Annotated in this window: 19 protein-coding genes; 7 read left to right on the top strand and 12 right to left on the bottom strand. The window is 63.8% G+C overall.

Annotated elements, in window-relative coordinates; genetic code table 11:
• Positions 1-74 precede the first annotated feature (74 nt).
• The 4 genes from IVB36_RS21720 to IVB36_RS21705 all read right to left on the bottom strand — a co-directional run bounded on the left by IVB36_RS21720 (position 75) and on the right by IVB36_RS21705 (position 6,585).
• Positions 75-935 carry a MaoC family dehydratase gene (locus IVB36_RS21720; protein ID WP_247362408.1) on the bottom strand — a complete coding sequence of 287 codons (861 nt, stop codon included), beginning with the start codon at positions 933-935 and terminating at the stop codon, positions 75-77.
• Positions 936-1,142: 207 nt separating this feature from the next.
• The gene (locus IVB36_RS21715; RefSeq protein ID WP_018456495.1) at positions 1,143-1,532 is read right to left on the bottom strand and encodes an OB-fold domain-containing protein; all 390 of its coding nucleotides are present in this window, start codon (positions 1,530-1,532) and stop codon (positions 1,143-1,145) included.
• Positions 1,532-2,689, bottom strand: a complete 1,158-nt coding sequence (locus tag IVB36_RS21710; RefSeq protein ID WP_247392949.1) for a thiolase domain-containing protein — start codon at positions 2,687-2,689, stop codon at positions 1,532-1,534. Before IVB36_RS21710 ends, IVB36_RS21715 begins: the two co-directional genes overlap by 1 nt.
• Before the next feature lie 404 nt (positions 2,690-3,093).
• Positions 3,094-6,585, bottom strand: coding sequence for an indolepyruvate ferredoxin oxidoreductase family protein (locus IVB36_RS21705; protein ID WP_247392948.1), 3,492 nt, complete (start codon positions 6,583-6,585; stop codon positions 3,094-3,096).
• 279 nt (positions 6,586-6,864) lie between these two features.
• Between IVB36_RS21705 and IVB36_RS21700 the strand changes: the two genes are divergently transcribed.
• Positions 6,865-8,091: a c-type cytochrome gene (locus IVB36_RS21700; protein WP_247362403.1), complete on the top strand. Its 1,227-nt coding sequence runs from the start codon at positions 6,865-6,867 to the stop codon at positions 8,089-8,091.
• A 1-nt stretch (position 8,092) separates the two neighbouring features.
• On the opposite strand, the gene IVB36_RS21695 is transcribed toward IVB36_RS21700, so the two are convergent.
• Positions 8,093-8,743: a trimeric intracellular cation channel family protein gene (locus IVB36_RS21695; protein WP_247362400.1), complete on the bottom strand. Its 651-nt coding sequence runs from the start codon at positions 8,741-8,743 to the stop codon at positions 8,093-8,095.
• Between the two features lie 163 nt (positions 8,744-8,906).
• Between IVB36_RS21695 and IVB36_RS21690 the strand changes: the two genes are divergently transcribed.
• Positions 8,907-9,299 carry a hypothetical protein gene (locus IVB36_RS21690; RefSeq protein ID WP_247392947.1) on the top strand — a complete coding sequence of 131 codons (393 nt, stop codon included), beginning with the start codon at positions 8,907-8,909 and terminating at the stop codon, positions 9,297-9,299.
• A gap of 57 nt (positions 9,300-9,356) precedes the next feature.
• On the opposite strand, the gene IVB36_RS21685 is transcribed toward IVB36_RS21690, so the two are convergent.
• The 3 genes from IVB36_RS21685 to IVB36_RS21675 are packed head-to-tail and all read right to left on the bottom strand — an operon-like array spanning position 9,357 to position 10,914.
• Positions 9,357-10,166: an isocitrate lyase/phosphoenolpyruvate mutase family protein gene (locus IVB36_RS21685; protein WP_247392946.1), complete on the bottom strand. Its 810-nt coding sequence runs from the start codon at positions 10,164-10,166 to the stop codon at positions 9,357-9,359.
• Between the two features lie 51 nt (positions 10,167-10,217).
• The gene (locus IVB36_RS21680; protein ID WP_007603077.1) at positions 10,218-10,568 is read right to left on the bottom strand and encodes an antibiotic biosynthesis monooxygenase; all 351 of its coding nucleotides are present in this window, start codon (positions 10,566-10,568) and stop codon (positions 10,218-10,220) included.
• Positions 10,569-10,605: 37 nt separating this feature from the next.
• Positions 10,606-10,914 (bottom strand): NIPSNAP family protein, encoded by a 309-nt coding sequence (locus tag IVB36_RS21675; protein WP_007603076.1) that lies wholly within the window; start codon positions 10,912-10,914, stop codon positions 10,606-10,608.
• Positions 10,915-11,107: 193 nt separating this feature from the next.
• Between IVB36_RS21675 and IVB36_RS21670 the strand changes: the two genes are divergently transcribed.
• The 3 genes from IVB36_RS21670 to IVB36_RS21660 all read left to right on the top strand — a co-directional run bounded on the left by IVB36_RS21670 (position 11,108) and on the right by IVB36_RS21660 (position 13,467).
• Positions 11,108-11,806 carry a winged helix-turn-helix domain-containing protein gene (locus IVB36_RS21670; RefSeq protein WP_018456488.1) on the top strand — a complete coding sequence of 233 codons (699 nt, stop codon included), beginning with the start codon at positions 11,108-11,110 and terminating at the stop codon, positions 11,804-11,806.
• A 198-nt stretch (positions 11,807-12,004) separates the two neighbouring features.
• Positions 12,005-13,012: an alpha/beta hydrolase gene (locus tag IVB36_RS21665; RefSeq protein ID WP_275995258.1), complete on the top strand. Its 1,008-nt coding sequence runs from the start codon at positions 12,005-12,007 to the stop codon at positions 13,010-13,012.
• A gap of 203 nt (positions 13,013-13,215) precedes the next feature.
• Positions 13,216-13,467 (top strand): hypothetical protein, encoded by a 252-nt coding sequence (locus IVB36_RS21660; protein WP_247362394.1) that lies wholly within the window; start codon positions 13,216-13,218, stop codon positions 13,465-13,467.
• Positions 13,468-13,614: 147 nt separating this feature from the next.
• Here the strand turns inward: IVB36_RS21660 and IVB36_RS21655 are convergent, their stop codons facing one another.
• Both IVB36_RS21655 and IVB36_RS21650 read right to left on the bottom strand, forming a co-directional pair.
• The gene (locus tag IVB36_RS21655) at positions 13,615-13,893 is read right to left on the bottom strand and encodes a twin-arginine translocation signal domain-containing protein (protein ID WP_018456486.1); all 279 of its coding nucleotides are present in this window, start codon (positions 13,891-13,893) and stop codon (positions 13,615-13,617) included.
• 129 nt (positions 13,894-14,022) lie between these two features.
• Positions 14,023-14,337: a hypothetical protein gene (locus IVB36_RS21650; protein ID WP_247362390.1), complete on the bottom strand. Its 315-nt coding sequence runs from the start codon at positions 14,335-14,337 to the stop codon at positions 14,023-14,025.
• A gap of 128 nt (positions 14,338-14,465) precedes the next feature.
• On the opposite strand from IVB36_RS21650, the gene IVB36_RS21645 reads away from it, so the two are divergent.
• Both IVB36_RS21645 and IVB36_RS21640 read left to right on the top strand, forming a co-directional pair.
• On the top strand, positions 14,466-15,113 hold the full coding sequence (locus IVB36_RS21645; protein ID WP_247362387.1) for a glutathione S-transferase family protein: 648 nt from the start codon (positions 14,466-14,468) through the stop codon (positions 15,111-15,113).
• A gap of 96 nt (positions 15,114-15,209) precedes the next feature.
• Positions 15,210-15,362, top strand: coding sequence for a hypothetical protein (locus IVB36_RS21640; protein ID WP_018456483.1), 153 nt, complete (start codon positions 15,210-15,212; stop codon positions 15,360-15,362).
• A gap of 10 nt (positions 15,363-15,372) precedes the next feature.
• On the opposite strand, the gene IVB36_RS21635 is transcribed toward IVB36_RS21640, so the two are convergent.
• Together IVB36_RS21635 and IVB36_RS21630 are read right to left on the bottom strand one after the other, a co-directional pair.
• Positions 15,373-15,720 (bottom strand): hypothetical protein, encoded by a 348-nt coding sequence (locus IVB36_RS21635; RefSeq protein ID WP_247336092.1) that lies wholly within the window; start codon positions 15,718-15,720, stop codon positions 15,373-15,375.
• A gap of 124 nt (positions 15,721-15,844) precedes the next feature.
• Entirely contained in the window at positions 15,845-17,377 is a 1,533-nt protein-coding gene (locus tag IVB36_RS21630) for an acyl-CoA carboxylase subunit beta (RefSeq protein WP_007603066.1), read from the bottom strand.
• Positions 17,378-17,488: the final 111 nt, after the last annotated feature.

Raw genomic sequence — 17,488 nt, 5'->3', positions numbered from 1 at the left:
CCGCGCGAAGAACGTGGATGCCCGGGACAAGCCCGGGCATGACGAAATAACTCAGAGCGCGTCGAGCGGCATCATCACCCCAGCACCGTCTTGCCGTTCTTGATCACAGTGACGCCGCGCGACTTTACCTTGGCTTCGAACGAGATCACGCTGCCGTCCTTCCAGAGGTCCATGGTCACGGTCTCGCCGGGATAGACCGGCGAGGAGAACCGCGCGACGTGCTGGCGGAAGGCGGAAGCGTCGTAATCGGCATAGGTCTGGAGCACGCCGCGGCAGGTGATGCCGTACGTGCACATGCCGTGCAGGATCGGACGTGGGAAGCCGGCCTTCTTCGCGAACTCAGGGTCGGAGTGCAGCGGGTTGCGATCGCCGCAGAGACGATAGACCAGCGCCTGGTCGGGACGCGTCACGATGTCGATGGTCGTGTCGGGTGCGCGGGACGGGCTCTTGTGCGGATCCGGCTGGGTCAGGTTCGGCCCGCCAAAGCCGCCGTCGCCGCGGGCGAAGCGGGAGGCGACCAGAGTTGCCAGCTTCTCGCCCTTCTCGTTCTTGAGCACGGTCTGATGGCTGATGACCACGCCCTTGTCCTTGCCCTTGTCGTAGACTTCGACCACGGAGGAATCGGCGGTGATATGCGCGGCGACCGGTAGTGGCTGGTGGAAGGTGATGTCGCGCTCGCCGTCCACCACCATCACGCGGTTGAGGTTCATCTCGCCAGGCCCCGCGCCCCACGCGGCGACGGATGCAAAAGTCGGCACCACCTTGAGCGGTCGCGGCGTCAGCGTGCCCTCGTTGACGAAGGCGAGCTCGTTTTCGTCCATCGGATCGGCGCCAAGCCCAATGCCGTAGGCATAGAGCATCACTTCGCGGTCGGTGTAGGCATATTTCTGACCGAGGTTTTTGAGGCCTTTGAGTTCTTCGTATCTGGCGGACATTTTTGTTAATTCCTCCCGGCAGTTTCAGCGGTGGCGGCGCCCATTGATGCGCCCTCTCCCCTTGCGGGAGAGGGCTCCAAGGTGCTCGCAACAAACTCGTTTGGGTGAGGGGTTCGCTCCGCATCGAACAATCTCTCGGTGGAGAGAGACCCCTCATCCGGCGCTTCGCGCCACCTTCTCCCGCAAGGGGAGAAGGGAAGAAAGCGACTACGCCGGCGTAAAAAACGGCAGCGGCGCGCCGTCGGTCGGCTTGAACACCACCTTCACCTTCTGGCCGATCTTCAACGTCGTCAGATCGCAATCGACGAAATTGGTCTGGAGCGATGGGCCTTCCTTCAGCGTGACGTAGCCGATCGCGTAAGGGCCGGTCGGCGACTTCCGCATCAAGCTGTAGGTGTAGATCGTACCCTCGCCCGAAGACTGCTCCCACACCGTCTTGTCGGAGTAGCAGAACGGGCAGATCGCACGCGGGAAATAGTGCGCCTCGCCGCACGCGGTGCAGCGCTTGATCATGAACCTGCCCTCTTTGGCCGCATCCCAGAACGCGGCTGTCTCAGGGTTCGTCACCGGGGCCGGATATTTCTTGGCTTCGCTCATCACACGCGCTCCAGAATGGCCGTCGAGGCGGCGTGGCGAACACCCAAAAGGCCGCCGGTGCCGTGGGCGATGGCGAGATCGCAATTCTTGACCTGCACCTTCGGATGCGCCTCGCCGCGCAGTTGCCGCACGGCCTCGAGGATCTTGGTCATGCCGCCGCGATTGACGGGATGGTTGCTGCAGAGGCCACCGCCATCGGTGTTGAACGGTAGCTTGCCGACGCCCGAGATCAGATTGCCGTCGGCGACGAACTTGCCGCCCTCACCTTTCTTGCAGAAGCCGAGGTCTTCGAGCTGCATCAGGACGGTGATGGTGAAGCTGTCGTAGATCGAGGCGTATTTGATGTCCTTCGGCGTGATGCCGGCTTCCTCGAAGGCACGCGGGCCGGACCAGATGCCGGCGGAGTATGTGAGGTCGAGATCCTTGCCGCCGCGCGGGCCCTTCATCGCCTCGCCATGTCCGATCAGCTTGACCAAAGGCTTCTTCAGGCTCTTGGCGATTTCAGGCGTGGTCACGATCAGCGCGCCGCCGCCGTCGGAGACCACGCAGCAATCCATGCGATGCAAGGGATCAGAGATCATCGGCGAGTTCAGGACGTCCTCGACGGTCACGACGTCCTTGAGCATCGCATGCGGATTGTATTGCGCATGGTGCGAGGCCGCGACCTTGATCCAGGCGAGCTGCTCGCTGGTGGTGTCATAGTCGTGCATGTGGCGCATGGCACACATGCCGTAGGCATTGTGCGTGGTCGCGCCGTAAGCCGTCTCGAAATCGGCCTCGGCGCCGGCCGCGCGCGGCGGCATCGCCCCGGTGCGCGGCTTGCCGGCCAGCGTGATCAGCGCGATCGAGCACTTGCCCGCGGCAATCGCTTCAGCGGCGTGGCCGAGATGGATGATGTAGGAGCAGCCGCCGGTCTCGGTTGAATCGACATGGCGCAGTTTCTTGGTATTGAGGCCGAGATAATCGACCATCGGCCAGGCGCCGCCCGGGGCGTCGCCCGCGCAGAAATAGCCGTCGACGTCGTCCTTGCTGAGCCCGGCATCCTCGATCGCGCCCTTGGCGACCTCGGCATGGAGCTGCGCGGTGGATTTGTCCGGCGCGTGCCGGGTCGGGTGTTCGTAGATCCCGGCAATGTAGGCCTTGCCCTTGATGGTCAAATAAGGTCTCCGCTGGCGTTTCTCACTTCCGGTTTTTTCTGAACCGCTGCCGCCCTGTTGGCAAGCGCGGAAATATTCCGTCGGGCGAGAGGGCAGCGGGCTGGCGCAAATGGCCGCCGCATCATCCGAGGTGCGGTGGAAGGCCCTGCTGCCGCAGTCGTCGTTGCGAGCGCAGCGAAGCAATCCAGGAATCTTTCCGCGGACGCACTCTGGAATTGCTTCGCTGCGCTCGCAATGATGGGAACGACGGGCAGAACCCTAAAGCTGTTTTGCCCGACGGCACAAGTGATTTCGTTTTATCGAAAAATGTTTTTTCGCGAAAACAACCCCATGCACAGTAGAACGGTGGTTGATTTCAAACAGGAATTTGCAGGGTGGATTAGCGAGTCCACCCCACGAAAATTCTACTCCGCCGCGATCTGCCTCGGCGCCGGCGGCGGGTTCGCGAGGTCGGCGGCGAGCTGGGCGTAGCGGGCCTTGGCGTCTGCTACGGCCTTCTCCTTCACCGGGCCGTAGCCGCGGATGCGGTCGGGCAGCGAGAGCAGCTCCACCGCGGTATCGATCGTCAGCGGCGACAGCAGGCCGAGCACGGTGGCGACGTCCTTCTCGTAGCCGGCGATCAGATCGCGCTCGAGCTTGCGGTCGGCACTGCGACCGAAGATGTCGAGCGGCGTGCCGCGCAGGAACTTAAATTTTGCCAGCACGCGGAACACCGGAAGCATCCACGGGCCGAAGGCGCGCTTCTTCGGGCGGCCGAGCGCATCGACGCCCCTGCTCAGAATGGGCGGGGCCAGGTTGAAGTTGAACTTGAAGTCGCCTTCGAACTGGTCGCGGAGCTGCTTTTCGAAGGCGCTATCGGTGTAGAGGCGCGCGACCTCGTATTCGTCCTTGTAGGCCAGCAGCTTGGCGTAGTTGACCGCAACGGCGCGGGTCAGCGCCTCGTCATAGCCGCCCTGCCTGGCGACGTCGCTGACCTGATCGACCAGCTTGCGGTAGCGTTTCGCGAGGCGGCCGTTCTGGTACGCCGTGAGATGCCTGGTGCGATGCTCGATGACCTCGTCGAGCGTCATTGCGTCCAGGGACTTGGGCGCAACGACCTCATCCGTTCCCTTCAGCATGCCGGCAAGCCGTGCGGGATCGGCGACCGCGAGGCGGCCGAGGCGGAAGGCTTCCTTGTTCATCTTGATCGAGACGCCGTTGACCTCGATCGCCTGCTCGATCGACTCCGCTGACAACGGCAAGAGGCCCTTCTGATAGGCGTAGCCCATCATCATCATGTTGGTGGCGATGCTGTCGCCGAGCAGCTGTTCGGCCGGCTTGGTGAAGTCGAAGAATACCGAGTCCTTGTGCAGCGCGGTTTCCAGCAGCCCGTTCAGCTTGCGGGTCTGGAAGTTGAAATCGCGGTTGAGAACGAAGTCGGCGGTGGGAATGACGTGGCTGTTGATGATGCCGCGGGTGCGGCTGGTGTCGCAGAGTGAGATGGTGTCCTTGGCAACCGCGACCACCTCATCGGCGGCGAGCACGACATCGGCCGTGCCCGTGACGATGCGCGAGCAGGTCACCTCTGCCGGATGATCGGACAGGCGGACGTGGCTCAGCACCGCCCCACCCTTTTGCGCCAGGCCCGACATATCGAGGATCATCGAGGCCTTGCCCTCGATATGGGCGGCCATGCCGAGCAGCGCGCCGATGGTCAGCACGCCGGTCCCGCCGACGCCGCCGACAGCGATGTTGTAGGGCTTGTCCAGGTTGGGGCGCGATGCCGGCTCGGGCAGATCGCCGATATCGCCGACGCCCGCCGGCGCGCGCTTGCGCATCTTGCCGCCGTCGACGGTGACGAAGGACGGACAAAAGCCTTTGACGCAGGAATAATCCTTGTTGCAGGTCGACTGGTTGATGGCGCGCTTGCGGCCGAACTCGGTCTCGAGCGGCTCGACCGAAATGCAGTTCGATTGCACCGAGCAATCGCCGCAGCCTTCACACACGGCAGGATTGATCAGCACACGGCGCGCCGGATCCTCCATCGTGCCGCGCTTGCGGCGGCGCCGCTTCTCGGCGGCGCAAGTCTGCACGAACACGATCGCGGACGCGCCCTTGACCTTCCGCAGGGTCTTCTGGACCGCGTCGAGTTCGTCACGATGCGCGGTCTTGACGCCGGGCGCGATCTCGTTCGCCGGATAGGCGTCGGGATTTTCTGAGACCAGATAGATCTCGCGGATGCCTTCGCTGTGTAGCTGGAAGGTGATCTGCTGCGGCGACAATTCCCCGTCGACATGCTGGCCGCCGGTCATCGCGGTCGCGTCGTTGTAGAGGATCTTATAGGTGATGTTGGCGCCGGAGGCGATCGCCTGGCGGATCGCGAGGCTGCCGGAGTGGAAATACGTGCCGTCGCCGAGATTGGCGAAGACGTGCTCTTCCTTTGTGAAGGGGGCAACGCCGACCCACGGCACACCCTCGCCGCCCATGTGGGTGAAGGTCTCGGTGGAGCGATCCATCCACAGTGCCATGAAGTGGCACCCGATGCCGGCAAAGGCGCGACTGCCTTCGGGCACCTTGGTCGAGGTGTTGTGCGGGCAGCCGGAGCAGAAATAGGGGGTGCGGGCGACAGGCGCGGTCGCCTGCATTTGCGACGCCTGGCGGCCGTTGAACCAATCGGCCTTGGCGCGCAGCATCGTTGCAATTTCGGGATTGAGATCAAGTCGAAGCAGCCGCTCGGTGAGCGAGCTGGCCAGTGAGGCGACGCTGAGTTCTTCGGCAAAGGGGAGGAAGCGCTTGTCGTGGTCGTCCATCTTGCCGATGATGCGGGGACGGACATCGTCGCGCCAGTTGAACAGCTCCTGCTTCACTTGGTTCTCGACGATCTCGCGGCGCTCTTCGATGATGAAGATTTCCTCGAGGCCCACGGCGAATTGCCTGACGCCTTCCGGCTCCAGAGGCCAGGGCATGCCGATCTTGTACAATCGAAGCCCGATCTTGGCGGCGACCTCGGGCGTAATCCCGAGCTCGCGCAGCGCCTGCCGGATATCCTCGTAGCTCTTGCCGGACGCCATGATGCCGTAGCGGGCGTTGGGCGAATCCATGGTGATGCGATTGACCTTGTTGGCGCGTGCAAAGGCGATCGCGGCAAAGCCCTTGTAGTCCTGCAGGCGGCGGTCCTGGGCGAAGCGGTCGTCGGGCCAGCGCAGATTGAGGCCGCCTTCGGGCATCTCGAAATCGGTCGGGATCACGAACGGCGTCATCTCGTCGGTGAGGTCGATCTCGGCGGTGGTCTCCACCGTCTCCGTGATCACCTTCATGCCGACCCAGCAGCCCGAGTAGCGCGACATCGCGATACCCAGAAGACCCATCTCGATCATCTCGTGTACGCTCGACGGGTAGAGATAGGGCATCAGCGCCGACATGAAGGCGTGGTCGGATTGATGCGGGACCGTCGAGGATTTTGCGCCGTGGTCGTCGCCGGCGAGACACAAGACGCCGCCGTTCTTGGCGGAGCCCGCGGCATTGCCGTGGCGGAAGACGTCGCCGCAGCGATCGACGCCGGGGCCCTTGCCGTACCAGATGCCGACCACGCCGTCATACTTGGCGCCGGGCGAGAGGTTGAGCTGCTGCGAGCCCCAGACCGCGGTCGCGGCTAGATCCTCGTTCACGCCGGGTTGGAATTTGATGTTGTACTGCTCGAGATGCTTGCGCGCGGCGAAGAGCTGCTGGTCATAGCCGCCGAGCGGCGAGCCGCGATAGCCGGAGATGAAGCCGGCGGTGTTCAATCCCGCGGCACGGTCGCGCCGGATCTGGGCCATCGGCAGGCGGACCAGAGCCTGAATGCCGGTCGTGAAAATATGTCCGGTGTCCTGGGTGTATTTCTGATCGAGACTGATCGGACCCTGGTTGATGCCCATTATGTCCTCTTCCGCCCTTTTGAGCGTTGGCTGCTTAAGCCGTTGCCTGCCCGTTGTTTTTAGCTAGGGCGCGCCGACCATTTCCGCCACTCTATGTCGGATATTTCACGCTCCGCATCACAATTCTGGACCAAAGGGAGCGCCGGGTAAAAATCGCAATTTCGTGGCTGCATTGGCATCCGCGATTTTCATTTTGTGTCACCATACCCCCGCCGTCGCGCAACGAATTGACGCCCCGTCATCCGGGACGGCGTCGATGGGTCGCAGGAGAGGCTTTCGATGCGGACGATTCTCACTGGCCTGGCTCTCGTGGGCCTGGCGTTGTGCAGTGCGGTTGCGAGCGCGGCCGGCGCCGCCGAGCCGTCACCGGAGCTGATCGCCTACGGCAAGTCGCTGGTGGAGGCCGGCGACTGTGCCGGCTGCCACACCGCCGATCCCGCCAAACCGTTCGCGGGCGGAAAGCGCATCGACACACCATTCGGCGCGATCTATGCCCCGAACCTGACGCCGGACCGCGACACCGGCATCGGCGCCTGGACCGACACCGATTTCACTCGCGCCGTGCGCACCGGTGTCGCCCCAGACGGCTCCAACTATTACCCGGCGTTCCCCTACCCCTATTTCACGCGGATGACGAAGGACGACACGCTGGCGATCCGGGCCTATCTCGGAACGCTCGCGGCCGTCACCAGCCGCAACAAGCCGCCGGAACTACGCTGGCCGTTTGGCTATCGTGGCCTGATGCGGATCTGGAACATGGTCTATTTCAAACCCGGCCTATTCGAACCGGACCAGAGCCAGAGCGCGGCGTGGAATCGGGGCGGCTATCTCGTCACCGGGCTCGGTCATTGCGGCGCCTGCCATACGCCGAAGAACTATTTTGGCGCGGACAAGCAGGCGCAGGCCCTCGCGGGCAACGAGGTGGGCGGCTGGTACGCGCCACGGCTCGATGGCGCCGCCCGCACCGGGCTGAAATCGTGGAGTGTCGAAGACATCACGGAATATCTTCAGAGCGGGCGCAACGCCAGGAGCCATGCCAGCGGGCTGATGGCGGAGGTGGTCGTCAATTCGACTTCGAAGATGAGCGATGCCGACGTGCGCGCGATCGCGGTTTACCTGAAGAACCTGCCGCCGGCACGGCGTGAGACGATCGTGACGCCGCCTGACGATGCCGAGATGAAGGCCGGCAAGGCCATCTACGCCAAGTTCTGCATCGCCTGCCACGAGGCCGACGGATCCGGCGCACCGCGCATCTATCCGCCGCTGCCCGCCAACGCGCTGCTGCAATCGGTCAATCCGTCCTCGACCTTGCGCATCATCCTCGACGGCGCCCACACCGTGACGACCCCGCGCGCGCCCAACACCGGGGAGATGCCGGCCTATTCCAACCAGCTGTCCGACGCAGAGGTCGCGGCGGTGACGAACTACATCCGCAATTCCTGGGGCAACGCCGCGCCGCTGGTGACGCCGGCGCAGGTGGCGAGGGCGCGGAAGCAGGAGCCGTAGCTCAAGGCTCCCGCTCCTCCTCTTCCGTGAAGACGAATTTCGGCATTTCCCATTTGTAGCGCACCGCGAGCAGGCGGAAGCTGATGCCGAGGGCGAATGTCAAAATGGTCCAGAGCTCGGCGTTCGGCTTGAGACCGAACGCGGTGGCATAGAACAGTCCCGTCACCACCGAGACGCTGGCATAGAGCTCGGAGCGAAACAGCAGCGGCACGTCGTTGCAGAGCACGTCCCGCAAGACGCCGCCGGCACAACCGGTCACCATCCCGGAAACGATGACGATCGGCAGCGTGGCATCCATCTGCCAGGCGATGTCGCAGCCGGTCATGGTGAAGACGACGAGGCCGATGGCATCGAGCACGATGAAGGCCAATTTCAACCGGTGCACCAGCCGCGCTATCAGAATGGTGAGGAAGGCAGCTCCCCCGGCGAGTGCGAGGTAGATGGGATTTTGCACCCAGGCCAGCGGATAATGCCCCAGGAAGAGATCGCGCAAGGTGCCGCCGCCGAGCGCGGTGATGCAGCCGAGGAAGCAGACGCCGAGCCAATCCATGCTGCGGCGGCCTGCAGCGAGCGCGGCGGTCATGCCTTGCGCCGCGACCGCAACCAGCGACAACAGATGCAGCACGCTATCGCTCGGCGGCAAGCCCCACATCGTTTTATTCCCTTCCGTCAGCGGAGCTTACGCTTCAGGTTCCCCAGCGAACAGGTTCCCGATTTCCCCGCGGGCGCAACATGCGACGAAAGCACTAACGAGGGCGGAACAGAATCTCGCATCCACGGGTTGTCCCGCCGCAATAATCGAGGAGAACCAATCGATGGCTGACGACCGTTTTATCAACGATCCGTACCGCCCGAATCTCGCCGATGATGAGTATCGCAATGCGGCGCGACGGGATGCCCAGCTTCAGGTCGACCCGGAGCTTGGCGAAGGCCCCGCCTCCAGCGGCAAGGTAGCCCTGTTCGCAGTGGCAATCGCCTTGGTGGTGGGTGCCGTATTCTACGGCCTGAACAACACTGGCACCAGCAACCAGGCCAGCACCACGCCGGCGACGCAGACCGCCCAGCAGGCACCGGCTACCAATCCGGCCGCACCTCCCGGCATGCGCGACGTGACGCCGCGCACCAATACCGGGCCGGGCGTAACCACGGGCGCCGCGCCGAGCAAGCCGGCCCCAGATACGCCGGCACCGGCTGACGGCGCGAAGTAACGAATTGCAACAATATGCGACAGCGGCGGGATTCACATCCCGCCGCTTTCGTTTGTCTTAGCTGAACATCTTGTTGAGCTCGCCGCCGGGATAGCCGCTCGCCAGCTCCGCGAAGGTCCCCTTCTCCGCCATTTCCTTCGCGGCCCGCATGAAGCCGCCCCAAGCGGCGCGAGCGAGTGAACCGCCGACGCTGATCCGGCGCACGCCAAGATCGGCAGCTTCCTGCAATGACAGCCCGGAGCCGCCGATCAACAGGTTGAACGGTTTGGGTGCGACAGCCTTCACCACCGCCGCGATGTCTTCGCGCGTTTTCAGGCCCGGCGCGTAAAGGCAGTCGGCACCGGCATCGGCGTAAGCGGTGAGCCGGTCGATGACGAGCTTGAGGTCGGTCACGCCCCACAGATAAGCCTCGCAGCGACCAACCAGCAGAGCGCCGCTATCGCCGATCGCCTTACGCGACGCCTTGATGCGCTCGACTGCGAGTGCGCGCTCGTAGATCGGCTTGTCCTTGTCCCCAGTGGAGTCCTCGATCGACAAGCCGGCAACCCCGGTGCGCACACAGCGCTCGACATTGTCCGCGACCTTGTCCGGCTCGACCGCAAAGCCGCCCTCGAAATCCGCGTTCACGGGGATATCGACGGAGGAGCTCAATGCTGCCAGATGCTGACAGACATCCTCGACAGAGACCTTGTTGTCGGCCTTGCCGATGGTCCAGGCAAAGCCCGCACTCGACGACGCCAGCGCCTTGAAACCGAGATGCTGCAACGCTTTCGCGCTGCCGACGTCGACCGGATTGGGCAGGATGAAGCAGCCGCTCTCGTGCATCTTTCTGAAGGTCGCGCGCTTGTCAGCAGTTGTCACATGCATGTTTCTCTCCCTTGTTGGCCGCGCAGAGATGGGGACGTGCCGCCGCGAGCGCTAGTGCGCGTCGTGCACCGCGCGGCTGTCCTTCGGCGCCTGCTCGCGATCATTCATGCTGTAGTCACGGATGACGCTGGCGATACGCAAATGATAGTCGGCGAAGATCTTTGCGCGGCCCTTGGCCTGAGTGCGGCGATGCTCCATCGTGTTGCGCCAGGCTTGCACGGCCGCCTCGTCCCGCCAGAACGACACCGACAAGATCTTGCCCTTGTCGGTCAGGCTCTCGAAACGCTCGACCGAGATGAAGCCGTCGATGGTTTGCAGGATCGGCTTGAGGTCGGCCGCGAGGTCGAAATAATCCTGGCGGTGTTCCGGCTTCGGCCAGACCTCGAAGATCACGGCGATCATGGGCGTCTCTCCTTGAGTTGATGGCCTACGATACCACTTACAAAACCACTTGGCGCAGAAACGTGCGCTCTTCCGCGAGGATGAATTTGTGCTCCTCGGCGAAGTGGAAGTTGGCCATACCTTCCGTATCCTGACGCAGCCGGGCGCGATAGGCCTCATACGCAGCCAGACTCTCGAAGGTGATCAGCGCGAACGCGATATTGTTGGTGCCCTCGTGCGGCATGAAATAGCCGATCAGATCGCCGCCGCATTTCGGGATGATGGTGAGCCAGCGCTTCGAATACTCCTCGAACTGCGCGCGCTTGAAGGGATCAAGCTGGTAGCGGATGAAGACGGTGACAGACATGATGGGCTCCTCTGGTTCCACACCGCCATTGCGAGCGCAGCGAAGCAATCCAGGAATCCCTCTGCGGAGGCAGCCTGGATTGCTTCGTCGCCAGTGCAAAATTGCTTCGCAATTTTGTCACGGGCTCCTCGCAATAACGAGCAACCCACGCTACGCGCTTGCCCGACCGCAATGCTTCGGCTACCATCGAAGCATGAAATCAGGTCCTGACATCGCCATGATCGCCTCGCTCGTCGGAGATCCCGCACGCGCCAATATGCTCACGGCGCTGATGAACGGCCGCGCGCTCACCGCGAGCGAGCTGGCGCAGGAGGCCGGCATCACGCCGCAGACCGCGAGCTCGCATCTTTCCAAGCTCGAGGCCGGTGGCCTGATCGAGCCGGAGAAGCAGGGCCGCCACCGCTACTACCGCCTCACCGACGACGATGTCGCCGGGGTGCTGGAGGGGCTTGCGGGCCTCGCCGCGCGGACCGGCCATATGCGCGTGCGCACCGGGCCGAAGGATCCGGCGCTGCGGCGTGCCCGGATCTGCTACGACCATCTCGCCGGCGATCTCGGCGTGCAGATGCTGGACACCCTCCGCGCGCAAAACCTGGTCAGGCAGAAGAAGCAGGAGATCGAGCTGACGGCCGAGGGCGAGCGCTTCCTGGCGAAGCATTTGCAGATCTCGCCCGACATGCTCGCCCATCCGCGCCGGCCGGTCTGCAAGGCCTGCCTCGACTGGAGCGAGCGGCGTCACCATCTCGCCGGCACGCTGGGCGCCGCCATGATGCAGCGTTTCGCCGAGCTGAAATGGGCCGCTCGCGACGCCACGCCCGGCAGCCGCGTGGTAAATTTTACGCGCACCGGCGAGAAGCAGTTTGCCGCCTTGTTCGGGACTGCGAAGGACTGAACACAAGCGCGTGTAAGCGTCTCTCGTCGTCATGGCCGGGCTTGACCCGGCCATCCCAATCTTTAGTGCAGTTTGCGCGGCACCACGTGGATGCCCTGGCATTCGCCTCGCCGAAGCGGCTTCGGCCGCGCAGGCGGGTCAAGCCCGGGGCATGACGGAGAATGTGTCTCCTAGCGCTAACATGACTCAGAGCCTTCAATGATCCGCCTCCTCCCGGCCGTGCTTTGCACGGCTCTTCTCGCCGCTCCTCTTACATCCCACGCCGCCAACACCGCCCCGCGCGAACCCTACGGCATCGCGCTCGAAGGCTTTGCCTATCCCTATCCCGTGCACCTGCTGCCTCTGATCAATGACAGCGAGCAGCTCAGCATGGCCTATATGGACGTGCCGCCTGCGCAGCCGAACGGCCGCACCGTCGTGCTGCTGCACGGGCGCAATTTCCCGTCGAGCTACTGGGCGCCTGTTATCAAGATGCTGAGCGAGGCCGGTTACCGCGTCGTGGTGCCGGACCAGATCGGCTTCGGCAAATCCTCCAAGCCGACGGGCGAGCTCCATTTCGACACTCTGGCGCGCAACACCATCGCGCTGCTCGATCATCTGAAGATCGACAAGGCCGAGATCGTGGCCCATTCGCTCGGCGGCATGCTGGGCGTCCGCATCGCCCGCGCCTTTCCCGACCGCGTCGCCCACCTTGTTCTGACGGCCCCGATCGGACTGGAAGATTACCGCCTCTATGTGCCGCCGACGCCGACCGAGAAGATGATCGAGACCGAAGACAAGCTCACGGCCGATGGCTATCGCAAGCAGCTTCAGACCAATTATGCCATCAAGCTGCCGGCTGAGGCGATCACGCCGTTCATCGACGCCCGCTTCAACATCAAGGGCAGCCCGGACTATCCACGCTGGCTGCGCGCCTTCGTCAGTTCCGGCCAGATGATCTATCGCGAGCCGGTGGCGCACGAGATCGCACTGATCACCGAGCCGACGCTATTCATCATGGGCGCCGACGACCACAACGCTCCGGGCCGGCCGAACGCGCCGGAGGCGCTGCGCGCGAAAATGGGAGAGAACGCCGAGCTGGCGAAGGCACTCGCGGCGAAGATGCCGAATGCGCAGGCCGAGGTGATCCCGGACACTGGCCATCTCGTCTTCCTGGAGGCGCCTGAGAAGTACAGGGAGCTGGTGCTAGGTTTTCTCGGCCGCTAGCGTCATTGCTGTCGTCCGGAGCCGCGTGCGGGGAATGTTCATGCCGCATTCAGGTCATGATTGGCAGATTTGGCTGGCGTCGTGTCGGCATGTTGGGATTTTAACGTGTCGAATCGTGTCTTTTAATTCATGGTGCGCCGAAAAGCGCCAAGCCCCCCTACCTGCCCCCAAAACCTACACCCAAGGACGAGAAGGAAGATCAAATGAAATACCTGTTTGCCGCCGTGATGCTCGCCAGCGCGGTCGTTGGTTTCAGCGAGGCGGCCAGCGCCGCCGGCGGTTGCGGCCCCGGCTGGTATCGCGGCGCCTATGGCGGCTGCCGCCCGATGCGCGGTCCGGTCGTTGTCCGCCCGGGTCCGATCATGGTTGCGCCGGCCCCCGTCGTCGTCGTGCCGCGCGCGCGTGTGTGCCCCTACGGCTTCCGCTGGTACGCCGGCCGCTGCCGCCCGTTCTGATCTCGTTTTTTTCGCATTGCGAAATGGCGGCGCGGCGAAAGCCTGCGCGGCCATTTTCTTTTTGAACGCCTGACGTCGCACCGGGATGTTTCGAATCAGAACGGGGACCGCCGATCGCGGTCCCCGTTCAAGCCTGGTGCGCGAAGCTTACCAATGGCGGCGGTGCCATCGCCGGCGATGCCAGCCCCAGTGACGGCGGCGCCAACCCCAATGGCGATGGCGGCCGTGCCAGTGCACCTGCTCCGGCTTCAACTGCGCGGCCTCTTCGCTGCTGGTGACTGCGGGATGAGCGTCGGGATTGCCTTGCGGCATGCGGGGGTCACCGAGCGGCTGCGGCGCCAGCGGCGCAGCCTTTGCGGCGGTCGTGAACGCGGCAGCTCCGGCCGCGACACCGATTGCAAATTTTAAAAAGTTCCGGCGCTCCATGACTTCTTTCCTCCTGGATGGTCGTGCCAGTGATGCAGAGGCGAGTGTCGTGGTGACGACATGAACCGAAGCTGAATCGCGCGTTCAGCTTCGCTGCGAGTCCGACGGTGACAGCCCGCCGCCCGGGCGCTACTTGCCAAACTCCTGCGCCAGCACCAGCAACTCGCGCGTGCGCGTCACGTCGGGCCAATCGCGGTTGAAATCGGCTACCAGCTGCGTCAGCGCATCGCCCTTCAACATGGCATGCAGCGCAGCCTCGCTCTCGAACTGATACATCGCCTGATGCAGTGACGGATCGTCGAGGCTCCAGAACCGCCAGGCCTTGCTCACACCGAACGCCTTCATCGCGTCGGGCAGATGTTCGGTCTCGTACCATCTGTCGAAGGCGGCGCGCTTGCCGGCATCGGTGACGACGGCGCGGACGACGAAGAAGGCTGACGGCATCGGATTTCCTCCTGTTGTTTGGGGTGAGACTAGCCGGTTACGTCGGCGACGACAAAAAAGGACGGCACCGGTGTCGGAACGCGCATCTCTCACCCGTCCTATGCCTGAACAGCAGACGGAGACACCACATGCCCGACCTCACGCTCACCACCTTCGACTGGGTTCCCCCGCCCCCGCGCGGTTTCGTGCGCGATCTTCGGGTGCGCTGGGCGCTCGAAGAAGCCGCATTGCCCTATCGCGTCGCGAGCGCGCCGTTCGACGGGCGCGGCGCCGAGCATCTTGCGCACCAGCCGTTCGGGCAGGTGCCGTGGCTGACCGACGGCGATCTCTCGATCTTCGAGAGCGGCGCGATCCTGCTGCATCTCGGCGGCCTCAGCGCGAAGCTGATGCCATCAGATCCGCGCGGCCGCAACGAAGCCACGGAATGGCTGTTCGCCGCGCTCAATTCGGTGGAGATGGCGAGCCTGCCCTGGACGATGTCGAAGTTCATGGGTCATCCGAGCGATACGGCCGCGTGGAAATTCGTCGACGACTTCCTAAAACTCCGCCTCAAGCACATGGAGGCGGTGCTGGCCAACCGCGAATGGTTGGCAGGCACGTTCTCCGTCGCCGACATCCTGATGTCAGACGTGCTGCGCATCGTCCATCAGTTCGATGGCCTCGCAGACAGTCCCGCCTGCCGCGCCTACGTCGCGCGCGCCACCGCCCGCCCGGCCTTCGCCAAGGCCCACGCCGACCAGATGGCGCATTTTGCGGCGGCGGACGCGACCCGCTGACGCCGCGCCCGCGTGAGATGTGACGTGCCTCACATAATGAATCCGGCGATGGCCGTAGGGTTACGGCGATCAAATCATCCCTGCGGAAGGTGACACATGGCCCGCATCGCATATCTCAGAGACCAGCTTGCCCGCGCCGAACGGCTGGCAAAGGCGATCCTCGACCGGCAAACCGCGGAGCAGCTTCAGGCGTTTGCAGCCGAATGCCGCGAGGAGCTGCAGGTGCTGTCGCGCAGGGCTGCGGCGTAAGGCTGCTCGGTTACACGAGCTTCATCGGCGTATCGGCGACCACGCGAAGGTCAATGCGGCTGATCAGTTGAGACCGAAGCGCCTCCGCATCCCCAATCGCGCTCTCCGTCTGCCGCAGCGTGCTGACGTTCGAACCGAGCGAGACAATCCCGCCGAGCACCAGAGCGATCGATCCGAGCGCGGCGGTCTGACCCATCCCAAGCAAACCGAAGATCGTGATCAACAACAGCGCGCCGCCGCCCCCGATCGCGAGCTTGGACGCCAGGATGTACTTGCGGCATCGCTCGGCGATCTCGGCCAAAGCCTCGATCCGCGCTTCGATGTCTGAAATCTCGTCGGTCGGATCGTCTTCGGTCATTGGATTTGGATCGAGGATGCCAACTCAGAAACAGAATCGGTAGCCCGCATGAGCAAAGCGACATGCGGGACTTGGATAGACAAACCCGGATGCCGCTACGCTCATCCGGGCTACAAGTTCGCCCTCACAACGGCAAATTGTCGTGCTTCTTCGCCGGCGTTTCCACCTTCTTGTCCTTCAGCATCGACAGCGCCCGCGCGATCCGCTTGCGGGTCGAGTGCGGCATGATGACGTCGTCGATGTAGCCGCGCTCGGCGGCGATGAAGGGGGAGAGGAAGCGGTCTTCGTATTCCTTGGTTCTTGCGGCGATCTTGTCGGGGTCGCCGATGTCGGCGCGGAAGATGATCTCGACCGCGCCCTTGGCGCCCATCACCGCGATCTGGGCGGTCGGCCAGGCGTAGTTCATGTCGGCGCCGATCTCCTTGGAGGCCATGACGTCGAAGGCGCCGCCATACGCCTTGCGGGTGATGATGGTGACCAGCGGCACGGTGCACTGCGAATAGGCGAACAAGAGCTTGGCGCCGTGCTTGATCAGGCCGCCATATTCCTGCGCGGTACCCGGCAGGAAGCCCGGCACGTCGACGAAGGTGACGATCGGGATGTTGAAGGCATCGCAGAAACGCACGAAGCGCGCCGCCTTGCGCGAAGCGTCGGAGTCGAGCACGCCGGCCAGCACCATGGGCTGGTTGGCGACGAAGCCCACCGTGCGGCCCGCGATGCGGCCGAAGCCGGTGACGATGTTCTTGGCAAAAGCGTCCGCGATCTCGAAGAAGTCGCCCTCGTCCACGACCTTCAGGATCAGCTCCTTCATGTCGTAGGGCTTGTTCGGATTGTCGGGGATCAGCGTGTCGAGCGACATGTCGACGCGGCCGATGTCGTCGAAGCTCGGCCATTCCGGCACACCGTCAGTGTTGTTGGACGGCAGGAAGTCGATCAGGCGCCGCATCTGCAAGAGCGTCTCGACGTCGTTCTCGAAGGCACCGTCGGCGATCGAGGAGCGCGTGGCATGCACGGAAGCGCCGCCAAGCTCTTCCGCGGTGACGACCTCGTTGGTGACGGTCTTCACCACGTCGGGGCCCGTGACGAACATGTAGCTGGTGTTCTTCACCATGAAGATGAAGTCGGTCATCGCAGGCGAATAGACGTCGCCGCCGGCGCAGGGGCCCATGATGACGGAGATCTGCGGGATTACGCCGGAGGCGAGCACGTTGCGGCGGAACACGTAGGAATAGCCGGCCAAGGCAGCGACGCCTTCCTGGATGCGAGCGCCGCCCGCATCGTAGAGGCCGATGATGGGCGCCCTCGCCTTCATCGCCATGTCCTGCAACTTGGTGATCTTCAGTGCGTGGGTCTCGGACAGCGAGCCGCCGAACACTGTGAAGTCCTTGGCGAAGACAAACGTCTTGCGGCCGTTGACGGTGCCCCAGCCGGTGACGACGCCGTCGCCGGGCACCTTGTTCTTCTCCATGCCGAATTCGGTGGAGCGGTGCTCGACGAACATGTCGAATTCCTCGAACGATCCCTTGTCGAGCAAGAGCTCGATGCGCTCACGCGCGGTCAGCTTGCCGCGGGCGTGCTGCGCCTCGATGCGCTTCTCCCCGCCGCCGAGCTTTGCGCCGGCACGACGGTCTTCAAGGGCGTCCAGGATATTCTTCATTTGCTCCCGCCAGTTCTTAGCCTAAATGCGATTGCCGGGGGTTCTAACACGGCATTTTGCGGGCCGGGAAGCGGCTTTCGGCCCAGCAGGGCTGCCTTGCCGCAGCGGGAA

The organism is Bradyrhizobium sp. 35, assembly GCF_023073215.1.
In the GTDB taxonomy this organism is placed as follows: Bacteria; Pseudomonadota; Alphaproteobacteria; order Rhizobiales; family Xanthobacteraceae; genus Bradyrhizobium; species Bradyrhizobium canariense_D.
The sequence above is the reverse complement of the archived record's forward strand: the minus strand, read 5'-3'. Positions and strand labels throughout refer to the sequence as shown.

Excerpts from the sequence above, each read along its gene's own strand:
- IVB36_RS21720 (WP_247362408.1), bottom strand. The coding sequence starts at position 935 with ATGTCCGCCAGATACGAAGAACTCAAAGGCCTCAAAAACCTCGGTCAG.
- IVB36_RS21715 (WP_018456495.1), bottom strand. The coding sequence starts at position 1,532 with ATGAGCGAAGCCAAGAAATATCCGGCCCCGGTGACGAACCCTGAGACA.
- IVB36_RS21705 (WP_247392948.1), bottom strand. The coding sequence starts at position 6,585 with ATGGGCATCAACCAGGGTCCGATCAGTCTCGATCAGAAATACACCCAG.
- IVB36_RS21700 (WP_247362403.1), top strand. The coding sequence starts at position 6,865 with ATGCGGACGATTCTCACTGGCCTGGCTCTCGTGGGCCTGGCGTTGTGC.
- IVB36_RS21695 (WP_247362400.1), bottom strand. The coding sequence starts at position 8,743 with ATGTGGGGCTTGCCGCCGAGCGATAGCGTGCTGCATCTGTTGTCGCTG.
- IVB36_RS21690 (WP_247392947.1), top strand. The coding sequence starts at position 8,907 with ATGGCTGACGACCGTTTTATCAACGATCCGTACCGCCCGAATCTCGCC.
- IVB36_RS21685 (WP_247392946.1), bottom strand. The coding sequence starts at position 10,166 with ATGCATGTGACAACTGCTGACAAGCGCGCGACCTTCAGAAAGATGCAC.
- IVB36_RS21680 (WP_007603077.1), bottom strand. The coding sequence starts at position 10,568 with ATGATCGCCGTGATCTTCGAGGTCTGGCCGAAGCCGGAACACCGCCAG.
- IVB36_RS21675 (WP_007603076.1), bottom strand. The coding sequence starts at position 10,914 with ATGTCTGTCACCGTCTTCATCCGCTACCAGCTTGATCCCTTCAAGCGC.
- IVB36_RS21670 (WP_018456488.1), top strand. The coding sequence starts at position 11,108 with ATGAAATCAGGTCCTGACATCGCCATGATCGCCTCGCTCGTCGGAGAT.
- IVB36_RS21665 (WP_275995258.1), top strand. The coding sequence starts at position 12,005 with ATGATCCGCCTCCTCCCGGCCGTGCTTTGCACGGCTCTTCTCGCCGCT.
- IVB36_RS21660 (WP_247362394.1), top strand. The coding sequence starts at position 13,216 with ATGAAATACCTGTTTGCCGCCGTGATGCTCGCCAGCGCGGTCGTTGGT.
- IVB36_RS21655 (WP_018456486.1), bottom strand. The coding sequence starts at position 13,893 with ATGGAGCGCCGGAACTTTTTAAAATTTGCAATCGGTGTCGCGGCCGGA.
- IVB36_RS21650 (WP_247362390.1), bottom strand. The coding sequence starts at position 14,337 with ATGCCGTCAGCCTTCTTCGTCGTCCGCGCCGTCGTCACCGATGCCGGC.
- IVB36_RS21645 (WP_247362387.1), top strand. The coding sequence starts at position 14,466 with ATGCCCGACCTCACGCTCACCACCTTCGACTGGGTTCCCCCGCCCCCG.
- IVB36_RS21640 (WP_018456483.1), top strand. The coding sequence starts at position 15,210 with ATGGCCCGCATCGCATATCTCAGAGACCAGCTTGCCCGCGCCGAACGG.
- IVB36_RS21635 (WP_247336092.1), bottom strand. The coding sequence starts at position 15,720 with ATGACCGAAGACGATCCGACCGACGAGATTTCAGACATCGAAGCGCGG.
- IVB36_RS21630 (WP_007603066.1), bottom strand. The coding sequence starts at position 17,377 with ATGAAGAATATCCTGGACGCCCTTGAAGACCGTCGTGCCGGCGCAAAG.